The 17,389-nt window shown below is 67.9% G+C and carries 10 protein-coding genes; 5 read left to right on the top strand and 5 right to left on the bottom strand.

All coding sequences use genetic code 11. The features are described from left to right. Positions 1–63 precede the first annotated feature (63 nt). Positions 64–1,710 carry an alkaline phosphatase D family protein gene (locus MHZ35_RS03270; RefSeq protein WP_239434367.1) on the top strand — a complete coding sequence of 549 codons (1,647 nt, stop codon included), beginning with the start codon at positions 64–66 and terminating at the stop codon, positions 1,708–1,710. Between the two features lie 43 nt (positions 1,711–1,753). Here the strand turns inward: MHZ35_RS03270 and MHZ35_RS03265 are convergent, their stop codons facing one another. Both MHZ35_RS03265 and MHZ35_RS03260 read right to left on the bottom strand, forming a co-directional pair. After that, positions 1,754–4,753, bottom strand: coding sequence for a glycosyl hydrolase family 28-related protein (locus MHZ35_RS03265; RefSeq protein WP_239434366.1), 3,000 nt, complete (start codon positions 4,751–4,753; stop codon positions 1,754–1,756). Between the two features lie 93 nt (positions 4,754–4,846). Next, the gene (locus MHZ35_RS03260) at positions 4,847–5,113 is read right to left on the bottom strand and encodes a response regulator transcription factor (RefSeq protein ID WP_239434365.1); all 267 of its coding nucleotides are present in this window, start codon (positions 5,111–5,113) and stop codon (positions 4,847–4,849) included. 273 nt (positions 5,114–5,386) lie between these two features. Here MHZ35_RS03260 and MHZ35_RS03255 point away from each other — a divergent pair, with 273 nt between their 5' ends. Then, positions 5,387–6,733, top strand: a complete 1,347-nt coding sequence (locus MHZ35_RS03255; protein WP_239434364.1) for a GntP family permease — start codon at positions 5,387–5,389, stop codon at positions 6,731–6,733. A 42-nt stretch (positions 6,734–6,775) separates the two neighbouring features. Continuing rightward, on the top strand, positions 6,776–7,453 hold the full coding sequence (locus tag MHZ35_RS03250) for a FadR/GntR family transcriptional regulator (protein WP_239434363.1): 678 nt from the start codon (positions 6,776–6,778) through the stop codon (positions 7,451–7,453). A 13-nt stretch (positions 7,454–7,466) separates the two neighbouring features. Here MHZ35_RS03250 and MHZ35_RS03245 read toward each other — a convergent pair whose 3' ends face one another. After that, on the bottom strand, positions 7,467–7,964 hold the full coding sequence (locus MHZ35_RS03245) for a gluconokinase (protein WP_239434456.1): 498 nt from the start codon (positions 7,962–7,964) through the stop codon (positions 7,467–7,469). Positions 7,965–8,170: 206 nt separating this feature from the next. Here MHZ35_RS03245 and MHZ35_RS03240 point away from each other — a divergent pair, with 206 nt between their 5' ends. Further along, positions 8,171–11,209 carry a glycosyl hydrolase family 28-related protein gene (locus tag MHZ35_RS03240; RefSeq protein ID WP_239434362.1) on the top strand — a complete coding sequence of 1,013 codons (3,039 nt, stop codon included), beginning with the start codon at positions 8,171–8,173 and terminating at the stop codon, positions 11,207–11,209. Positions 11,210–11,327: 118 nt separating this feature from the next. Further along, positions 11,328–14,351 (top strand): TonB-dependent receptor plug domain-containing protein, encoded by a 3,024-nt coding sequence (locus MHZ35_RS03235; protein ID WP_239434361.1) that lies wholly within the window; start codon positions 11,328–11,330, stop codon positions 14,349–14,351. 80 nt (positions 14,352–14,431) lie between these two features. Here the strand turns inward: MHZ35_RS03235 and MHZ35_RS03230 are convergent, their stop codons facing one another. After that, positions 14,432–15,061: a DUF4198 domain-containing protein gene (locus tag MHZ35_RS03230; protein ID WP_239434360.1), complete on the bottom strand. Its 630-nt coding sequence runs from the start codon at positions 15,059–15,061 to the stop codon at positions 14,432–14,434. A gap of 32 nt (positions 15,062–15,093) precedes the next feature. Continuing rightward, positions 15,094–17,367 carry a TonB-dependent siderophore receptor gene (locus MHZ35_RS03225; protein WP_239434359.1) on the bottom strand — a complete coding sequence of 758 codons (2,274 nt, stop codon included), beginning with the start codon at positions 17,365–17,367 and terminating at the stop codon, positions 15,094–15,096. Positions 17,368–17,389 lie beyond the last annotated feature (22 nt).

Below are 17,389 nucleotides of genomic sequence, written 5' to 3'. Positions count from 1 at the left end.
CTCCGCAACCGAAGTGTCGCGCGCGCTGCTTAGTGGCCGCGGCAGATTTGGGGAGCATTTTCGATGACGATCAACCGCCGCGGCGCCCTGTCCCTGCTGGGAACGGGCCTTGCCCTGACGTTGCCCGCAGGCGCCGGCGCGGCACCGGCCACGGGCCGCTTCGACCATGGGGTCGCAAGCGGCGATCCCGCCGCAGACGGCGCGATCTTGTGGACGCGAGCCACCCCGCCCGCCGGGTCCAACGCCGACGTTCCGCTGCGCTGGCACGTAGCCCCGGCCGCGGACGCAGCGCCGATCGCCTCGGGCGAGGTCGTGGCCCGCGCGGCACGCGATTTCACGGCCAAGGTCGCGGCGAGCGGCCTATCCGCCGGCACCGAATACTGGTTCTGGTTCACGAGCGAAGACGGCACGCGCTCGCCCGTCGGCCGCTTCCGCACGCTCCCGACCGGTGCGACGGCGGAACTGGTGTTCGCGGTGGTCTCCTGCCAGCTCTATCCGGGCGGGCTCTACAACGCGTACGACGCGATCGCGCGCAGCGACCGGCTCGACGCGGTGCTCCACCTGGGCGACTATATCTATGAATATGGCGCGGAAGGTTATGGCGCGGAGATGGGCGCCAAGCTTGGCCGCCTGCCAGAGCCCCGGCACGAGATCCTGACGCTCGCCGATTACCGCCTCCGCCACGCGCAGGTGAAGCGCGACCCGGACATGCAGGCAGCCCACGCCCGCGCCGCCTTTATCTGCGTGTGGGACGATCATGAGGTCGCCAACGACAGCTGGATGCACGGCGCCGAGAACCACGACGCCGCCACCGAGGGCGACTGGGAGAAGCGCAAGGCGGCAGCGATGCAGGCCTATTTCGAATGGATGCCGATCCGCGACCCGCGCCCGGGCGAGCCGTGGGACGCAATCAACCGCAGCTTCGAATTCGGCGATCTGGCGACCCTGGCGATGGTCGAGACCCGCCTTCTCGCCCGCGCGCGCCAGGTCGCGGCCAAGGGCGCGGCTCCGACCCAAGCCGATTATGCGCCGATGATGGCGGAGCGTGCGCGCGCCGATCGGGAGTTGTTGGGCCCGCGTCAGCAGCGCTGGCTCGAGGGAACGCTTGCAGCCTCGGTGAAGGCGGGCAAGCCGTGGCAGGTGCTGGGCAACCAGGTGGTGATGGCGCGCGTCGCAGGCCCCGACGTTGAGCGCCAGCTCGGCGCGGAACGCTACGCGGCGATGATGGCGAAGATGCCCGGCGCCTATCGCGAGCGGATGGCCGCGGCGCTCGCCTCCTATCGCGCCGGCCTGCCGTTCAACTTCGACAGCTGGGACGGCTATCCGGCCGCGCGCGAGCGGCTGTACGCCAGCTTCCGCCGGGCAGGATCGCGGCCGATCGTGCTGTCGGGTGACAGCCACGCTGCCTGGGCCAACGACCTCCACGACCAGAAGGGCACGCTTGCCGCGGTCGAGTTCGGCACGACCGCGATCAGCAGCCCTTCCTATGGTTCTCTGCTGCCGGGCATCGGCCGGCTGATCGCGGACGCGAACGAGGAAGTGCAGTTCTGCGACCAGGACAACAAGGGCTTCCTCCGCCTGACGCTCACGCGGGAGGCGGCGGTCGCGGAGTTCGCGACCGTCTCCACCATCGTCGCAAAGCCCTACACGACCGCAGTGGCCGCCCGTTTCCGGGCGACCTCCCGCGGGCCGCTCCAGCGCCTGGCCTGAGCGGGCCCGGCGGCGGGGACACTCCGCCGCCGGCACACCGCGATCAGATGCCGGTCGCGTACAGGCTGTGATGGGTGAGGATGTAGAGCGTCCGCCGGTCCGGTCCGCCCAGCAGCAGTTGCAGCGGCCGCTCCGGCACGTCGATCCGCCGCTGGAGGCGCGAGTCCGGGCCATAGACGAACACCTGCCCGTTCGCGACATAGAGGTTGCCGGCAGCATCCCGGGCCACGCTCTCGCCGCCGCGATCCGCCACGATCTTGAGGTCGGTCACCCGGCCGCCCTCGGCCACCCGGCCGCTGTAGGTCCGGTTCTCCGAAGCGTTGGTGACGACCACTCGACCCTCGGCATCGGCCGCGACCAGCCCATAGGCGTCGAGGGTGTCCGACCAGCGCCACCCGCGGTGATCGTCCGGCCCCTGGTTCCACACGCGGAAGGCCGGCAGCACCAGCGATCCATCCGGGGAGACATATTCCTGCGCCTTCGCCTCCCCCAGCTTGTCGACGAAGAAGTGGGATAGCGGCGGGTAGGCGTAGGTCGCGGGATCGATGCGGTCGGCGAACTCGCCATTCGCCCAGACGTTGACCGGGAGCAGGGTCGAGGCGCCGTTGTGCGCGCGGACCGGCGTCGGTGCGATCACGCGGACATCGGCCGGCTTCTTCGGATCGATGCTGAACACCGTTCCGTCCCGACCCGCCGAGGAGAGCACCAGCAGGTCGCCGGAACGATCGACCGCCAGGTTGACCGCGTCGAGCGGCGCGTCGGCGACGATCGTCAGCCCCTCGGGCTTGGACCAGCCGTGGATGCGCTGAAAGAAGCGGTCGATGAAGAAGAGCTTGCCGTTGGCATCCACCGCCCCGCCCGCGATCGAGTAGAAGCCGTCGGCGAGCTTCTCCACGCCCGGCGACACCGGCACCCCGGACTGGGTTGCGGCGACCGTGGGCGCGGAAGGCAGGTCGAGGCGCGCGAACTCCCGCTCCCGGACCTCCTGTTGCCGGGTCATGTCCTTGATCGCATTCTCGAACGGGAATTTGCTGACGCGGGTAAAGGTGCCGCAGCCTTTCGCGTCGCAGCTCGCAAAGCCGCTCTCGGCGTTCACATGGACGTTGCGGAAGCGGATGTCCCCCGAGTTGTAGAGCTTCACCGCCGCATCCATCGGCTTGATCGACCGCGTCACGCGATAGCCGTGGTAGTTGGCGAACAGGATGTTGCGGGAGTTGTGGAATTCGGTCGAGACCGCGTTGACGCCGTCCTGCACCTCCTGCTCGGTCTGCGGCGCCAGGAACTCCCAGTTCTCGACGTTCTTGAGCACGATCTCGGCACGATAGTGGTGCTCGGCCGACAACTGGTAGACGTGCCCCGGCGTCTTGGTGTCCGAGACGTAGAAGCCGGCGGACGCCAGCGTGTTGGGCGACCACAGCGCGGCAAAGGTGCCGCCGCCGCCATCCGTCACCCAGATGCTGGGATATTGCCCGTCGAAGCGCGCACGCGGATCGCCGAAGCCGATCGGGCTGCCCTTGGTCAGCACGGTGCCGCCGCCGCCCTGGATCTTGACGTCGTTGACCTCCGACGCCTCGCCCGCGCGCCACAGCAGCGCCGTCGCGCGCGGGTTCACGCCACCGGTCCACAGCCCGAGGCCGTGGACGATCGCATTGCCCCCCTTGGCGCTCTGGATCAGCGCCTTGGGCCCGCCAACGCCCATGAACGCCGGCGTCTCGTCCGGTAGATAGAGGTGGGTGAGGCTCGGGTGGAGCGCGATCAGCACGCTGTCCGGACGCAGCTTGAGCGTGTCGGTGACGCGGTACCGCCCCATCGGCAGATACAGCACACGGTGGGTGTCGATGGCCCGCTGCAACGCCGCCGTATCGTCGGTCGTATCGTCGCCCTTCACGCCGAGGTTGCGGACGTTGGTCCATTGCGAGACGGGTGGCAACGCGCGGATCTTCGCCGCCGGGCGCGCCGGCGTGCGACCGAGCGGCGCCATCTCGACGTCGGTCGCATAGTCACCGATGGTGCCCAGCCCGGCGAGCTTCAGCCCGTAGGAGAAGTCCTTGACCTGGTAGCGGGCGCCGGACCCGGCCACCGTCTTCCCGCTGTCGCGGAAGCGGGCGAACGTTGGCGTATTGACCGCCACCGCATCGGCGAAGCCGACCTGGGTAAAGACGTTGTTCTCTTCGGAGATCAGCACGCCCGCATTCGAGACATTCTCGAACCGCACCTGCTTGCCGAACAGCGAGTCGGAGTAGCCGCGGTCGATCTCGATCCCGACCGGCGTGTCGCGGATGGCGACGTTGACGAGGGTCAGGTCCACCTCATGCTCGCGGATCGCGGCATCGCGCTGGCCCTGGAACTCGGAGTCGATCAGCGTGAATTGCCAGGCAGGCGAGGTCTTCTCCGACATGATGCCATAGCGGCCGCCATAGAAGCGCAGGTTCTCGAACTCGTTGCCCGCTTGGTAGACGCCCGCCAGCCCGGAGCCGATGTGGAAGTCGACGTGGCGCAGATAGCCGTGCTGCGCGACGCGGAAACGCACCGCGACCGCGCCCGCATTGCCCGCGCCGATGCGGAAATCCACGTTGGACAGCGCCGAATAAAAGGTGCTCGACGTGGCATCGAAGATGCTCGGATCGAACGGCACGCTGGTGCGCGGCGGCACCGGCGCCTTGCCGACACGATACTGGTCCTCGCCCGTGAAAGCCACCATCGCCGCAACGCCCGAGCCGAAGCCGGCGGTGTTGTCCCCAAGGATGATCTCGGGACGGGTCGGGCCGACGCCGAACACCCGCACGGCCGACTTCACGAAGATGGTGCGGCTGATCCGGTATCGGCCGGAGGGAAGGAAGACCACGCCCCCGTGGCCGCCTTCCGCTGCGGCATCGATCGCCTGCTGGATCGCGGCGCTATCGTCCGCACGTCCGTCGCCGACGCCCCGGACGGTGATCGCACGCGGGTCATCGGGAGCCTGGAGGTAGACCGATGATGACTTTGCCAGAACCGGGGCGGGCAGCATCAATGCCGCCGCGCCGAGCAGCCAGGTCGCCTTCATCCATCATCTCCCTCTGTTCTGGTATCGTTATCATTTTTGCGCGGACGGAAGCGCCGAATGCAGCCGTGTTCCGGCCCGTGCGTAGCGGTGATCTCAGGAAAGGTGGTGGCCCAGCGCCTGTGCGGCGATCGCCACCTGGGTACGATTGCGCACGTTCAGCTTGCGCATCAATGCGGTCATGTGCGCCTTCACGGTCGCCTCGGCGATGCCGAGGTCGAAGGCGATCTGCTTGTTGAGTAGCCCTGAGTGGACACCGCGCAGAACCTTGATCTGCGTAGGTGTCAGTTGCGCCAGACCGAACTCGGCCGCGTGGCTCGCGAGCGGTTCGGATCGGCGAGTCTGTTGGGCGGTCCCTCCCATCGACATCCTCCTCCTGGTCGGCTTCTTTGGCCTTGTCCGACCGGACGCGCGGTCCAGGCGGCCTCTTGGTCCAGCGCTCCACTCTTGTGGATTCGGTTGGACAGGTTTTGAGTATGATCCCTCTATTTGAGCCTGATCAAGCCTTTTTCATTGCTGATCCGCAAAAACCTGTCCTACAGCTATGGGCGGAAGGCAAAATGCCGCCAGACCCTTGGGAGGGATGTCGATGGCCGAAGCGCTGGTTTCTCGCGCGTATTTCCACGGGCTCGCAGGATGACCGGCGAAGACCTTCGTCTGATCGGCGCGGCGCTGGGCGGCATTCTGCTCGCAGTGCTGATGATCGTGCGCGGCCGCCTCCACCCCTTCATCGGTCTGCTCTGCGGCGCTTTCACCGTCGGTCTGCTCGCAGGCCTTCCCCTGCCGGAAACCGCCAAGGCGGTGCAGAAGGGCGTCGGCGACATCATCGGCGGCACCGGCCTGGTCGTGGCACTTGGCCTGTCGCTCGGCGCGATGCTGCATCTGTCGGGCGGCGCCGCCACGCTGGCGAAGGGGGCGCTACAGCTCACGGGCGCCCGAGCCGCACCCTGGGCTACTCTGGGCATCGCGATCGTCATCGGCCTGCCGCTGTTCTTCGAGACGGGCCTGGTGCTGTTGCTGCCGATCGTGGTCGCGGCAGCCGAATCGATGGCGGGCAACGATCCTGCCGAACGGGATGCGGCGAAGCTGCGCCTGATCATGCCGGCGCTCGCGGGGCTGGGCGTCGTCCACGCGCTGGTGCCCCCGCATCCCGGTCCGCTGCTCGCCGTCGAGGCGCTGGGCGCCGACCTCGGCCGCACGATGCTCTACGGCATCGTAATCGCGATCCCGACGGCGATCGTGGCAGGGCCGATGCTGGCAAAGGTCACCGCACGCGGCGTGCGGCTGGAGGCGCCGGTTCTCACCGACCACCGGCTGGACATCGCGATACCCGGGCGCGGGAGCGCACTGCTCATCGTGCTTCTCCCCGTCGTCCTGATCGCCGCGGGCGAGATCGGGCAGATGCTGCCTGGGTTGCGCGGCAACACGGCGCTTGCCGCCGCGAGCAACCCGGTCGTGGCATTGCTGATCGCCAACCTGCTCGCGCTGCCGCTGCTGTTCGGAAGGCGCCTGCGCGAGGCGGCGATCCAGGACGCGGTCTGGTTCGAAACCATGGGTGCTGCCGGTGCGATCCTGCTCGCGATCGGTGCGGGCGGCGCGCTCAAGCAGGTGCTGGTGACGGCCGGCCTGTCGGACCTGCTCGCGCGGGTCGTGCTGATGTACGCCATCTCGCCGCTGCTGCTCGGCTGGCTGATCGCGGTCGGCATCCGCCTGGCCGCCGGCTCGGCGACCGTGGCGACGATCACTGCGGTGGGCATCATGCCGGGTGTGGTCGCCGGTTCCGGCGTTTCCCCCGAACTGGTGGTGCTGGCCGTGGGCGCCGGATCGGTGTTCTTCAGCCATGTGAACGATCCCGGCTTCTGGCTGGTCAAGAGCTATGTCGGCACCAGCACCGCCGACACGTTCCGCACCTGGTCGCTGCTCGAAACGGCCATTTCGGTGGTCGGCCTCCTGCTGGTCCTGGCGCTCAGCTATGTCGTCTGACCACGGGCGAAGCCGGCCCGCGGAGCCGGTTGGGGATCTTCCATGAGCGAGGGACGTCTCGCGGATCGCGCCTATACGGAGATCGTCCGGATCATCAACGATCAGGGGATGGTGAGCGGGGATCGCCTACCCTCCGAGGCCCGGCTGGCCGATCTGTTCGGCATGTCGCGCACCATCGTGCGCGAGGCGCTCGCCCGCCTCGCCTCCGACGGCATCACCGAGGCACGTCGAGGCGCGGGCTCCTATGTGAAGCGGCGGCCGTCCGACCGGCTCGGCTCGCACATGCCGATGGACGCGCTGGCGGCAACGCTGGGCACCTACGAAGTACGCTTCGTGCTGGAGGCGGAGGCGGCACGGCTGGCGGCGCAGCGGCGTTCGCACCATCAACTCGAGGCGATCGAGCGGGCGCTGAGCGCGTTGCGCGCCGCGCTCCTCTCGAACGCGCCCGCGCATGACGAGGACTGGAACCTGCACCGCAGCATCGCCGAGGCCACCGGCAACGCGGCGTTCCCGCCGGTCTTCGATCACCTGCGGGACGCGGTGATGCAGATCCTGCGCGCAGGCGTCGAGATCTCGCGCGCGCGCCCGCCCGAGGTGATCGGCGCGATGATGGACGAGCATGACGCGATCGTGGACGCGATCCGCGCCCGCGATGCCGATGGTGCGGCGCTGGCGATGCGTTGGCATCTGTCGCAGGGACGCAAGCGGCTGATGCCGTGATTGCCGCTCCCCCTCAGCGGGACGCGGGCACGAGGTCGAGCCAGGCGCGGACCTCGGCGCACAGCCTCTCCGGCGTCCGCGCCGCATCCAACGTCAGTGCGCGCTCGTCCGGCATGGGACGCTCCAGCGTCGCCAACTGGCTGTCGAGCAGGCTGGGCGGCATGTAATGGCCGTCGCGGCCCGCCATGCGCCGCGCGATCTCCTCGCGAGCGGTGTCGAGCAGGACGAAATACATCGGCACCGCCGACGCGGCGGCCAGCCGCTCGCGATACGCGCGCTTGAGCGCCGAACAGGCGGCAAAGGCGATCCCCTCAGTCGAGCTTGCCTCGCCGATCGCGCGCCCCAGCCGGTCGAGCCAGGGCCAGCGATCCGCATCGGTCAGGGGGTGGCCGGCCCGCATCTTGGCGACACTTGCGGCCGAGTGAAAGGCATCGCCCTCCAAGACGGGGCAGCCGAGCTCTGCACCGAGCCTTGCCGACAGCGTCGTCTTGCCTGTGCCGCTCACCCCCATCACCACGATCGCGCGCGGTCGGTCGATCCCTTGCCGTTGTGCCTGCACGCCTGTGCCCTCAGCTTTGGCCGGCCGGCCGTGTTGCCCGGGCGGTATTGGGGCTGGCGAACTGCTTGGCCATTGCGACCTTGGTCGAGGTCGCCACTCTGGGGAGGCCGAACTATCCAGGCGGGCACACTCGCGCAGCGATCAAGGGACGCATCGCCATGACAGCCAGCACCGCCCTCCGTCTGCTCCCGGCGCTGCTGCTCGCCGGCACCGCCCTGCCGGCACTGGCGGCGCCCGGCTCGACGTCGGTCTACGCCAGCGCGCCCAACGACCCCCGCGCCGTCACCGTTTCGGCACAGGGCGACGGCACCACCGACGACAGCGCCGCGATCCAGCAGGCGATCGATGCGGCGGCGGGCCAGGGCGGCGGCGGTCTCGTCTTCCTTCCCTCCGGTCGGTACCGGATCACCCGCACCCTCTATGTCTGGCCGGGCGTGCGCCTGTTCGGGGTCGGCAAGAAGCGCCCTGTCTTCGTGCTGACACCCAACACGCCCGGCTTCCAGAGCGGCATCGGCAACATGATCTTCTTCACCGGCAACCGCCCCGCACCGGAGGGGTCAGGCCCGCGCGTGCCCGTGCCGCCGCCCACCAGCGTGCCGTTCAACCCCGGCATTGCCGACGCCAATTCCGGCACCTTCTACTCCGCCATGGCGAACGTCGACTTCGAGATCGGCAGCGGCAATCCAGCGGCAACCGCGGTCCGGTTCCACACCGCCCAGCATACCTATCTGAGCCACATCGACTTCCACCTCGGCTCCGCCCTCGCCGGCATCTACCAGGTCGGCAACCTGGGCCAGAACCTGCGCTTCTTTGGCGGCCGCTATGGCATCCTCACCGAAAAGCCTTCCCCGGCCTGGCAGTACACGCTGCTGGACTCGACCTTCGAAGGACAGCGCGACGCCGCGATCCGCGAGCACGAGGCCGGCCTCACGCTGGTCAACACCAGCTTCCGCAACGTGCCCGTCGGGATCGAGATCGACCGCGGCTATGGCGACTGGCTGTGGGGCAAAGACGTCCGCTTCGAGAATGTCTCGCAAGCCGGCGTCATCATCAGCAACGAAGGCAATGCGTACACGCAGGTCGGCTTCGACAATGCGGTGGCGACGGGTACGCCGGTCTTCGCGCGCTTCCGCGACAGCGGCCAGACGGTGGCCGGCAAAGGCAGCCGCTACCGCGTGCGCGAGTTCACCTATGGGCTGACCGTGCCCGCGCTGGGCGCCACCGGCAGCTACGCGACGCGCATGGACGCCGCACCGCTCCCGGGCACCCCGCGCCGCCGCGATCGCGCGATCCGCCTGCTGCCGCCGGTCTCCGACTGGGTGAACGTGCGGGACCTGGGGGTGCGTGGCGACAACGCGACCGACGACACCGCCGCGATCCAGCGGGCGATCGACAGCCGCCGGGTACTCTACTTTCCGGCCGGCTTCTATCGCGTCGCCGACACGCTGAAGCTGCGCCCCGACAGCGTGCTGATCGGCCTGCATCCCAGCATGACGCAGATCGTCCTCGCCGAGGACAGTGCGTCCTTCCGCGGCGTCGGCAGCCCGCGCGCGCTGATCGAGAGCGCGAAAGGCGGGGACGCGATCGTCTCCGGCCTGGGCCTGTTCACGGGCGGCACCAATCCGCGTGCGACCGCGCTCTTGTGGCGTGCAGGCGAACGATCGCTGGTGGACGACGTCAAGTTCCAGGGTGGTCACGGCACCTTCCTTGCCGACGGCAGCCGCTTCGATCCGTACAACGCCAACCACACGGCCGACCTCGACCCCAAGAAGCGCTGGGACGGCCAATATGCCAGCCTGTGGGTCACCGACGACGGCGGCGGCACCTTCAACGGGCTGTGGACGCCCAACACCTATGCCCAGGCGGGGCTCTACGTGTCGGACACCAGCACGCCGGGCTACGTCTATCAGATGTCGGCCGAGCATCACCGGCGCGCCGAGATCGTGCTCGACCGCGTCCGCAACTGGCAATTCCTGGCGCCGCAGACGGAGGAGGAAGCGGGGGAGAGCCGGGACGCGGTGGCGCTGGAGGTCCGCAATTCGCGCGACATCCTCTTTGCCAATCTGCACGCCTATCGCGTCACCCGCTCGCTCCAGCCCGCGCCTGCAGCCGTGACGCTGGAGGGTTCGAGTGGCATCCGCTTCCGCAACGTGCACGTGAACGCCGAGAGCGGCTTTGCCACCTGCGATGGCAACGGATGCGGGACATACCTGCGCGCCAGCAAATATCCGTATGAGAACGCGATTGTCGACGTGACTCGCCGCGCCGCGGTGCGCGAACGCGAGTTCGCGGTGCTCGACGTGACGGACGCGCCGGCACCGGCAGCCAGCCCCTCCCTCGCGCCGGTACGCATGCTGGCGGAGGGCTTCTACTCGCTGGGCGGTGGCGCCGTGGACCCGGCGGGCAAGCTCTATTTCGTCGACCGTCAGTTCCAGCGCATCCATGGCTGGTCGGAGAGGGAGGGACTGTCGATCGTCGCCGACGCGCCGCTCGATCCGGTCAATCTCGCCGTCGACCGCTCCGGCAAGCTGATGGTGCTGTCATCCGCCGGCCCGGCAGCGACGGTGTACAGCATCGATCCCGCGACTCCCCAGGCGCCGCGGATCATCGCGCCGACTCCCGCCTCCGCCGCCACGGGCGCGCATATCGCCCTGCCCGCGAGCTTCTGGAACAACGGCGAGTTCCGCGACCAATATGATCCCGCGACCGATCGCTTCACGACACTGGCAGAGATGTTCGCGCGCGACATGGCACTGCCCAAGCCGCTGGAATATCGCTCGCGCGATGGAAGCATCGCGCTTCCTGCCTACCGCGTTTGGCAGCAGGGTCCGGCCGATCACCTGGGCTGGCGGTTCTCGGACACGCTCGACACCTATGGCTTCGTCCACGGCACGGTGGGTTCCCGCGTCTATGTCGCGAACGGCTCCGAGGATCGTACCTACAGTGGCCTCCTGGGCGCGGGCGGCGCGGTGACCGACCTCAAGCCCTTTGCGCCGCGCGGCGGGGAAAGCGTGGCCGTGGGGCCGGATGGACGCGTCTATGTCGCGAACGGCGAGATCTTCGTCTACGGCCCCGATGGGCGCGAGCAAGGGCGCATCGACGTGCCGCAACGTCCACTCCAACTTCTGTTCGGCGGCCCGGACGGCGCGACGCTGTTCATCCTCGCGCATCATGCGCTGTTCGCGGCGCGGCCCTGATCGGCCCCCTTCGACTTTGGTCGTAGATGCTGCGCCTGCCGGCATCGGATAGAATGCACGCACACGGACACGACGCCACGCCGGACTACGGCACGCGCCGGCACCAAGGAGGGGATGGATGATGGGCAAGGTCCTTCGCGATCGTCGTCGCAAGACACGTGCGTATGATAACGTTACCAGCTTCGCGGTGCTTGCGGCCCTGCTCGCCTCAGCGCCTGCTTTGGCGCAGCAGCAGACGCCCCCCAACGAGCCTCAGGACCAGACCGACACCACCGCGACACCCGCCGACCCGGGCATCACCGGCTCGACCGCGGCCCAGCCGGAGGCGTCGCCCACCGAGGTCGTCGTGACCGGCACCCGTATCACGACCGGCTTCAACGCGCCGACCCCCACGACCGTGATCGGCGAGGACCAGCTCCAGAAGAACGCACAGCCCAACATCTTCAACGCGATCGCGCAGTTGCCGTCGCTGCAGGGCTCGACCGGCGCTTCCACGGGCACGTTCAGCACGTCGAGCGGCACCCAGGGCCTCAGCTCCTTCTCGCTGCGCGGCCTCGGCCCCATCCGCACGCTGACTCTGCTTGACGGCCAGCGCGTCGTCGGCGCGAACGTAACGGGCGTTCCCGACATCAGCATGTTCCCGCAGCTGCTGGTCAAGCGCGTGGACGTCGTGACCGGCGGTGCCTCCGCCTCCTACGGCTCGGACGCGGTCGGCGGCGTCGTCAACTTCATCACCGACACCCGGTTCGAGGGCTTCAAAGCGAACGTCCAGGGCGGCATCACCAACTATGGCGATGACGAACAGGTGCTCGTGCAGGGAGCCTATGGCACCGCCTTGCTCGACGATCGCCTGCACCTGATCGTCAGCGGCGAGTTCGACCATGAGGGCGGCGTCGGCGCGGGCAACTTCGGCACGGACCTGGCGGGTGGCCGCAACTGGTACCGGGCGACCACGCTGCTCAACACGGGCGTCACCGACAACGGGCTCCCGCAGTTCAACTATCGCGACTATGCGCAGCCCTATCAGTACGCCCTCTACGGCCTCATCAATAACGGGCCGCTGCAGGGGATCGCGTTCGACCAGAACGGTACGCCCTACAACTTCAACTATGGATCGGGCGGCACGCCCACGGGCACCGGCCGCGTCACCAACTGCTATCCGGGCAACAGCTTCTGCGTCGGCGGCGACCTCTCCGGTGCACCGGGCTCGGGTGCGTCGCTGAAATCCGAACTCGAGCGCCTGAACGGCTTCGGCCGGATCGGCTTCGACTTTGCCGAGGACAACGAGGTCTACCTCACCGTGAACGTGGCGCAGGTGAAGACCTCCAACCAGCCCAGCCCCGGCTACAATCGGCCCAACCTGACCGTGCAGTGCGCCAACGCATTCCTGCCGCAGCTGGTACGCGATCGTTGCGCGGCCGCGGGGATCACCCAGTTCAACTTCGGCACCAGCAACGGCAGCTTCCCCGACCCCCTGGTCCGCACCGATCGCCGGCAATACCGCTTCGTCGGCGGGCTGAAGGGCAAGTTCGACATCGGCGGCAGCGACTGGACCTACGATGCCTATTACGAACACGGCATCACCATGTCGGACATCGATGTCGACGACATCGTGCTGCAGAACCGCTATGTCGCCGCGACCAACGCGATCACCCTGAACGGGGCGGTCGTCTGCGCCGATCCTGCGGCACGGGCCGCAGGATGCCAGCCGATCAACATCTTCGGCGGCTTCGCCCCATCCGCCGCAGCGCTTGCCTATATCACGCCCGAGAACGGCCCGTTCCAGCACACCAAGCTGACCCAGGATGTCGCGAGCCTCAACTTCTCCGGCGCGCCCGTCGAACTGTGGGCCGGTCCATTGTCGGTCGCCTTCGGTGCCGAGTACCGGCGCGAATATTATCGCGTACGCGCCGACCCCTATGGCGCCGGCGTCATGGACGTGAGCCCGAACAGCCCGGAATATCCGGCCGATCCGCTGCTCAACGCGGACCAGGGAAGCAACTGGGCCGCCGGCAACTACAAGAACGGCAGCGGCAAGTACGACGTCTATGAAGGCTTCCTGGAGGTCAACCTGCCCCTGTTCGACAGCCCCTCGATCGGGCGGGCGAACCTGAACGCCGCCGGCCGCGGCACCCATTACAGCACGTCCGGCACTGTCTGGGCATGGAAGGTCGGCGGCACCTGGGACACGCCGCTGGAGGGCCTGCGGCTCCGCGCCGTCACCTCGCGCGACGTTCGCGCTCCCAACCTGTCGGAGCTGTTCGCCGCGCCGACGGTCACGACGGTGCCGAACTTCACCGACCCGTTCCGCAACCGCGCGGTCCAGATCTTCCAGAACACCATCGGCAATCCCGACCTGAAACCGGAGATCGCCCGCAATACCGAAGTCGGCATCGTGCTCTCGCGCCCCTCGTGGCTGCCCGGCTTCAGCCTCTCGCTCGACTATTACAACATCAAGCTCGACGGGGTCGTCTCGACCCTCAGCCCGGACCAGATCGTCCGCTTCTGCTTCGAGGGCAACCAGGCCTTTTGCGGCGGCTTCGAGCTCAACAGTCCCGTTCAAGGCGGCAATTACGTCAACGTCCAGCCGTTCAATCTCGCCTCCTGGAAGACGAGCGGCTTCGACATCGAGGCGAGCTACCAATGGACCCAGCCGCTCGGCCTGCCCGGCAGCTTCACCGTCCGGGCGCTCGGCACCCACGTGCGGGAATTCCTGGTCAACGCGGGCATCGCGGGCGTCGCGACGGTCGACCAGGCCGGTGCCAACACCGGCGCCACGCCGGACTGGAAGTGGCTCGCCGTCCAGACCTACGAGAATGACCGCTTCAGCCTCACCCTCCAGGAGCGCTGGTTCTCGGATGGGGTATTCGGCAACCAATATGTGGTCTGTGTCTCGGACTGCCCGGTTTCCACCGGAAACAATCCGACCATCGACTACAACCGGATGAAGGGCGCCTTCTACCTGGACATCGGCGGCTCGTACAACGTGACCAAGGAGGTCACGACCTTCTTCAAGGTCGACAATGTGTTCGACCATGATCCGGCACCGTCGCCGCAGACCAACACCGGCCTCGACGTCAATCCTGCGCTCTATGACACGCTGGGTCGCATCTATCGTCTGGGCGTGCGGATGCGCTTCTGACCGCTTCCCCGGGGTTCCCCCGACCCCGCCACTGCAGACGGCAGCCTCAAGCGCTTCGGCCCTTGAAGCTGCCGTTTTTGTCAGTTGGCCAGATAGCTGATCGTGGTGATGCGATGCAGCACCGCGACCGGGCCCGCGGGCGTCGTGTACGCGCCCTCGTCCTTGAGCGCCGCCGTCAGCAGATACCGCCCCTTCGCGCCGGCCGGCGCCGTCACTTCGCCCTTGGCATCGGTGACCAGCTTCTGCGTCGACTTGTCGGGTGCGATCAGCGTGACTTCGTTCCCGGCAACCGGCTTGCCGTCGCGTACCAGGCGGAAGCGATCGGCGCCCGCCGTGGCAGGCACGAACTCGAACGGAAGGGCAGCCCGCGTCTCGGTCCGCCCCGCGCGGGCGTAATAGACCACCGACTCCTGCTTGCCCGGCTCGCCCCAGGGCGCGAACACCGTGTCGTCCCACGCGCGCACGTCCCCTGCGGGAAGCGCCGCTTCCAGATAGCCGGTCTTGCGCTCCAACCGGGCATTCGGCGCCTTCAGCAGCTTGGGCGCCTTCAGCTTGGCGAACTCCGGATCGCCGCCCGCGGGCATCGCCTCGGCGGGTTCCCCCAGGTAGATGCGCGCGGGACCGTCGCCGTCGCGCTCGATCCAGACTTCATGCGCCTGAGCCGCCGTCGAGAGGCCCAGCAGCAGGGCGGCGAACAGCATCTTCTTCATGGCAGAGGGTCCTTTCGAGAAAGCGAGGGCGCTCACGGGTAGGTGAGCCGGATGGTCGCGAACACCGTGCGCGGGCTGCCGTAGTAGTTGCCGCGCCCGGTGGAGGAGATGCGCGAATAATAGTTGCGGTCGAGTAGGTTGTTCGCGTTGATCGAGAAGGAAAGCTGGTCGTTGACCTTGTAGCCGGCACGCAGGTCGAGCACGGCATAGGCCCCCTGGCGCACGACGGTGGAGATCGTCGGCTGTCCGTTCGCGCCGATGATCGACGGGGTTCCTCCGGAAGTCTCGCTGAACCACGTCAGCCCGCCGCCGACGCTGGCGCCCGCCAGCACCCCGTCCTGCGGAGCATAGTTGGTGAAGACCTTGATCATGTGCTTCGGAATGATCGGCGTCAGCGACAGCCCCTCGAACTGCGGCTGGGTGTCCTCCAGATACTCGGTCTTGGTATAGGTATAGCCGCCGTTGATCCGCCAGCCGGGCAGAATCTCGCCGGTCGCCTCCGCCTCGATCCCGCGTGCGCGGACCTTGCCGACCTGCAGCACGATGGTCGGCTCGTCGGCCGGGTTGAAAAGCCGGTTGCTCTGCGTGAGCTGATAGACCGCCGCCGAAAGCAGTAGGCGATTGTCCATCAGCGCCAGCTTGGTGCCCAGCTCATACTGGTCGCCGATCAGCGGCTTGACCGGTTCGCGATCCGGACGCGTGCGGCCGGCGGGCGCCGACTGCGGCGTGAAGCTGTCCGCATAGCTGCCGTAGACATTGAGGTTCGGGGTGACGTCCCACACGATGCCCGCATAGGGCGTGAGCTGCGCATCCACGCCTGTGGAGCGCGGCGCGGCCGGAGTGGGCAGCAGGGTCTCCGTCGTCTGCTCCCACCAGGTGAGGCGGCCGCCGCCGACCAGCGTCAGCCCCTCGACCGGCTGTAGCCGCATCTGGCCGTAGAGGCCGTATTGCTCGACGAGCGTGCTGGTGCCGCCATAGGACTGCAGGACGCAATTGACCGGCGCGGGCGTGATCGGCGTGCTGGTGTTCGGGCAGGTCGCATTGCTCCCCTGCACCGGGTAATAGGGCAGCGGGCCATAGGGGTTCAGCGGCGGCTCGGTCGGCGAAACCGGATCGAACACGTTGATGCGCGCGTAGTTCGAAAGCCGCGTGAAATAGCTGTCATAATCCGACGCCTGATAATCGGCGCCCAGGATCAGCGTCTGCTCGCGCCCGAACAGGGGGAAGCTGCCGACGCCGTTCATGTCGAACGACCGCGTCTTGGCGAAATTGTCGCCGCGATAGGCGATGTGGTTGGTGTTGCCGCCGTTGGCAGGCGTCACAGCCTGGTTGCCGATGTAGCTGTAGACGTCGATCCGATCGACGTCGGTCATCAGGCCGGTCGCGCGCAGCGTCCAGCGGTCGCTCACCCGGTGCGTCAGCTCGGCGTAGGCGGTCCAGGTCTCCGAGCGGAACCGGTTCCAGTCGGCGCCCAAATAGGTCGAACGGTCGACATCGAGCAGGCGGCCCTCGCTGCCGTCGGCTCCGCCGGCATAGCCCGGAAGCCCGGATTGGATCGCGGGCTTGAAGCGGTCATAGCTCCCCCCGATCGTCAGGGTCGTCCGGTCGCCGATCTCGATCGCGGTGATGCCATAGAAGCCAAGCCGGTTGCGATGGGCGACATCGAAGAACTGGTCCTGGTCCTGCAGCATGCCGCCGACGCGCACCCCGGCGCGATCGCCGAGCGGGGCGGAAACGTCGAGCTCGAGCCGCAGATTGTCGTAGCTGCCATAGCCGGCCGAGGCCTGGACCTTGAACGCTTCCAGCGGCCGCTTGCGCACAAGGTTGATGCTGCCTGCCGGATTGCCCGATCCGCTGAACAGGCCGGCAGGCCCGCGCAGCACTTCCAGCCGGTCATAGGCGAACAGGTCCGGCACCACCCCCGGGAAGCCGAACGACAGCGTCGGCACGCCGTCGATCAGGTAGTTGGTGATCGCAAAGCCGCGCGACATGAAGGACGGATCCTCGCTGCCGATGCCGGTGACGGTGATGCCGTTGGTCGCGGTCATCGCGTCCTCCAGCGTGAACAGGTTCTGCGCCTCGATCTGTTCCCGGTCGATCAGCGTGACCGTATTGGGCATGTCCTTGAGCGGGGTGACGGTCTTGCCGACCTCGCGGCCGTAGCTCTTGCCGACCACGACCACCTCGTCGCTGCTTGCGTCCTCCGACCGCACCTGCGCGCCGTCGGCTACGGGCGCCGCATGGGCGGTGGCTACGCCCAGGCAGGCGATGGCGACGCTCGACAACAGGCTCTTCGGCAAACGCATTCGGATCCCCCTTTGATGTTGC

Source organism: Sphingomonas sp. ACRSK (assembly GCF_022346685.1).
GTDB lineage: Bacteria > Pseudomonadota > Alphaproteobacteria > Sphingomonadales > Sphingomonadaceae > Sphingomonas > Sphingomonas molluscorum.
The sequence above is the reverse complement of the archived record's forward strand: the minus strand, read 5'-3'. Positions and strand labels throughout refer to the sequence as shown.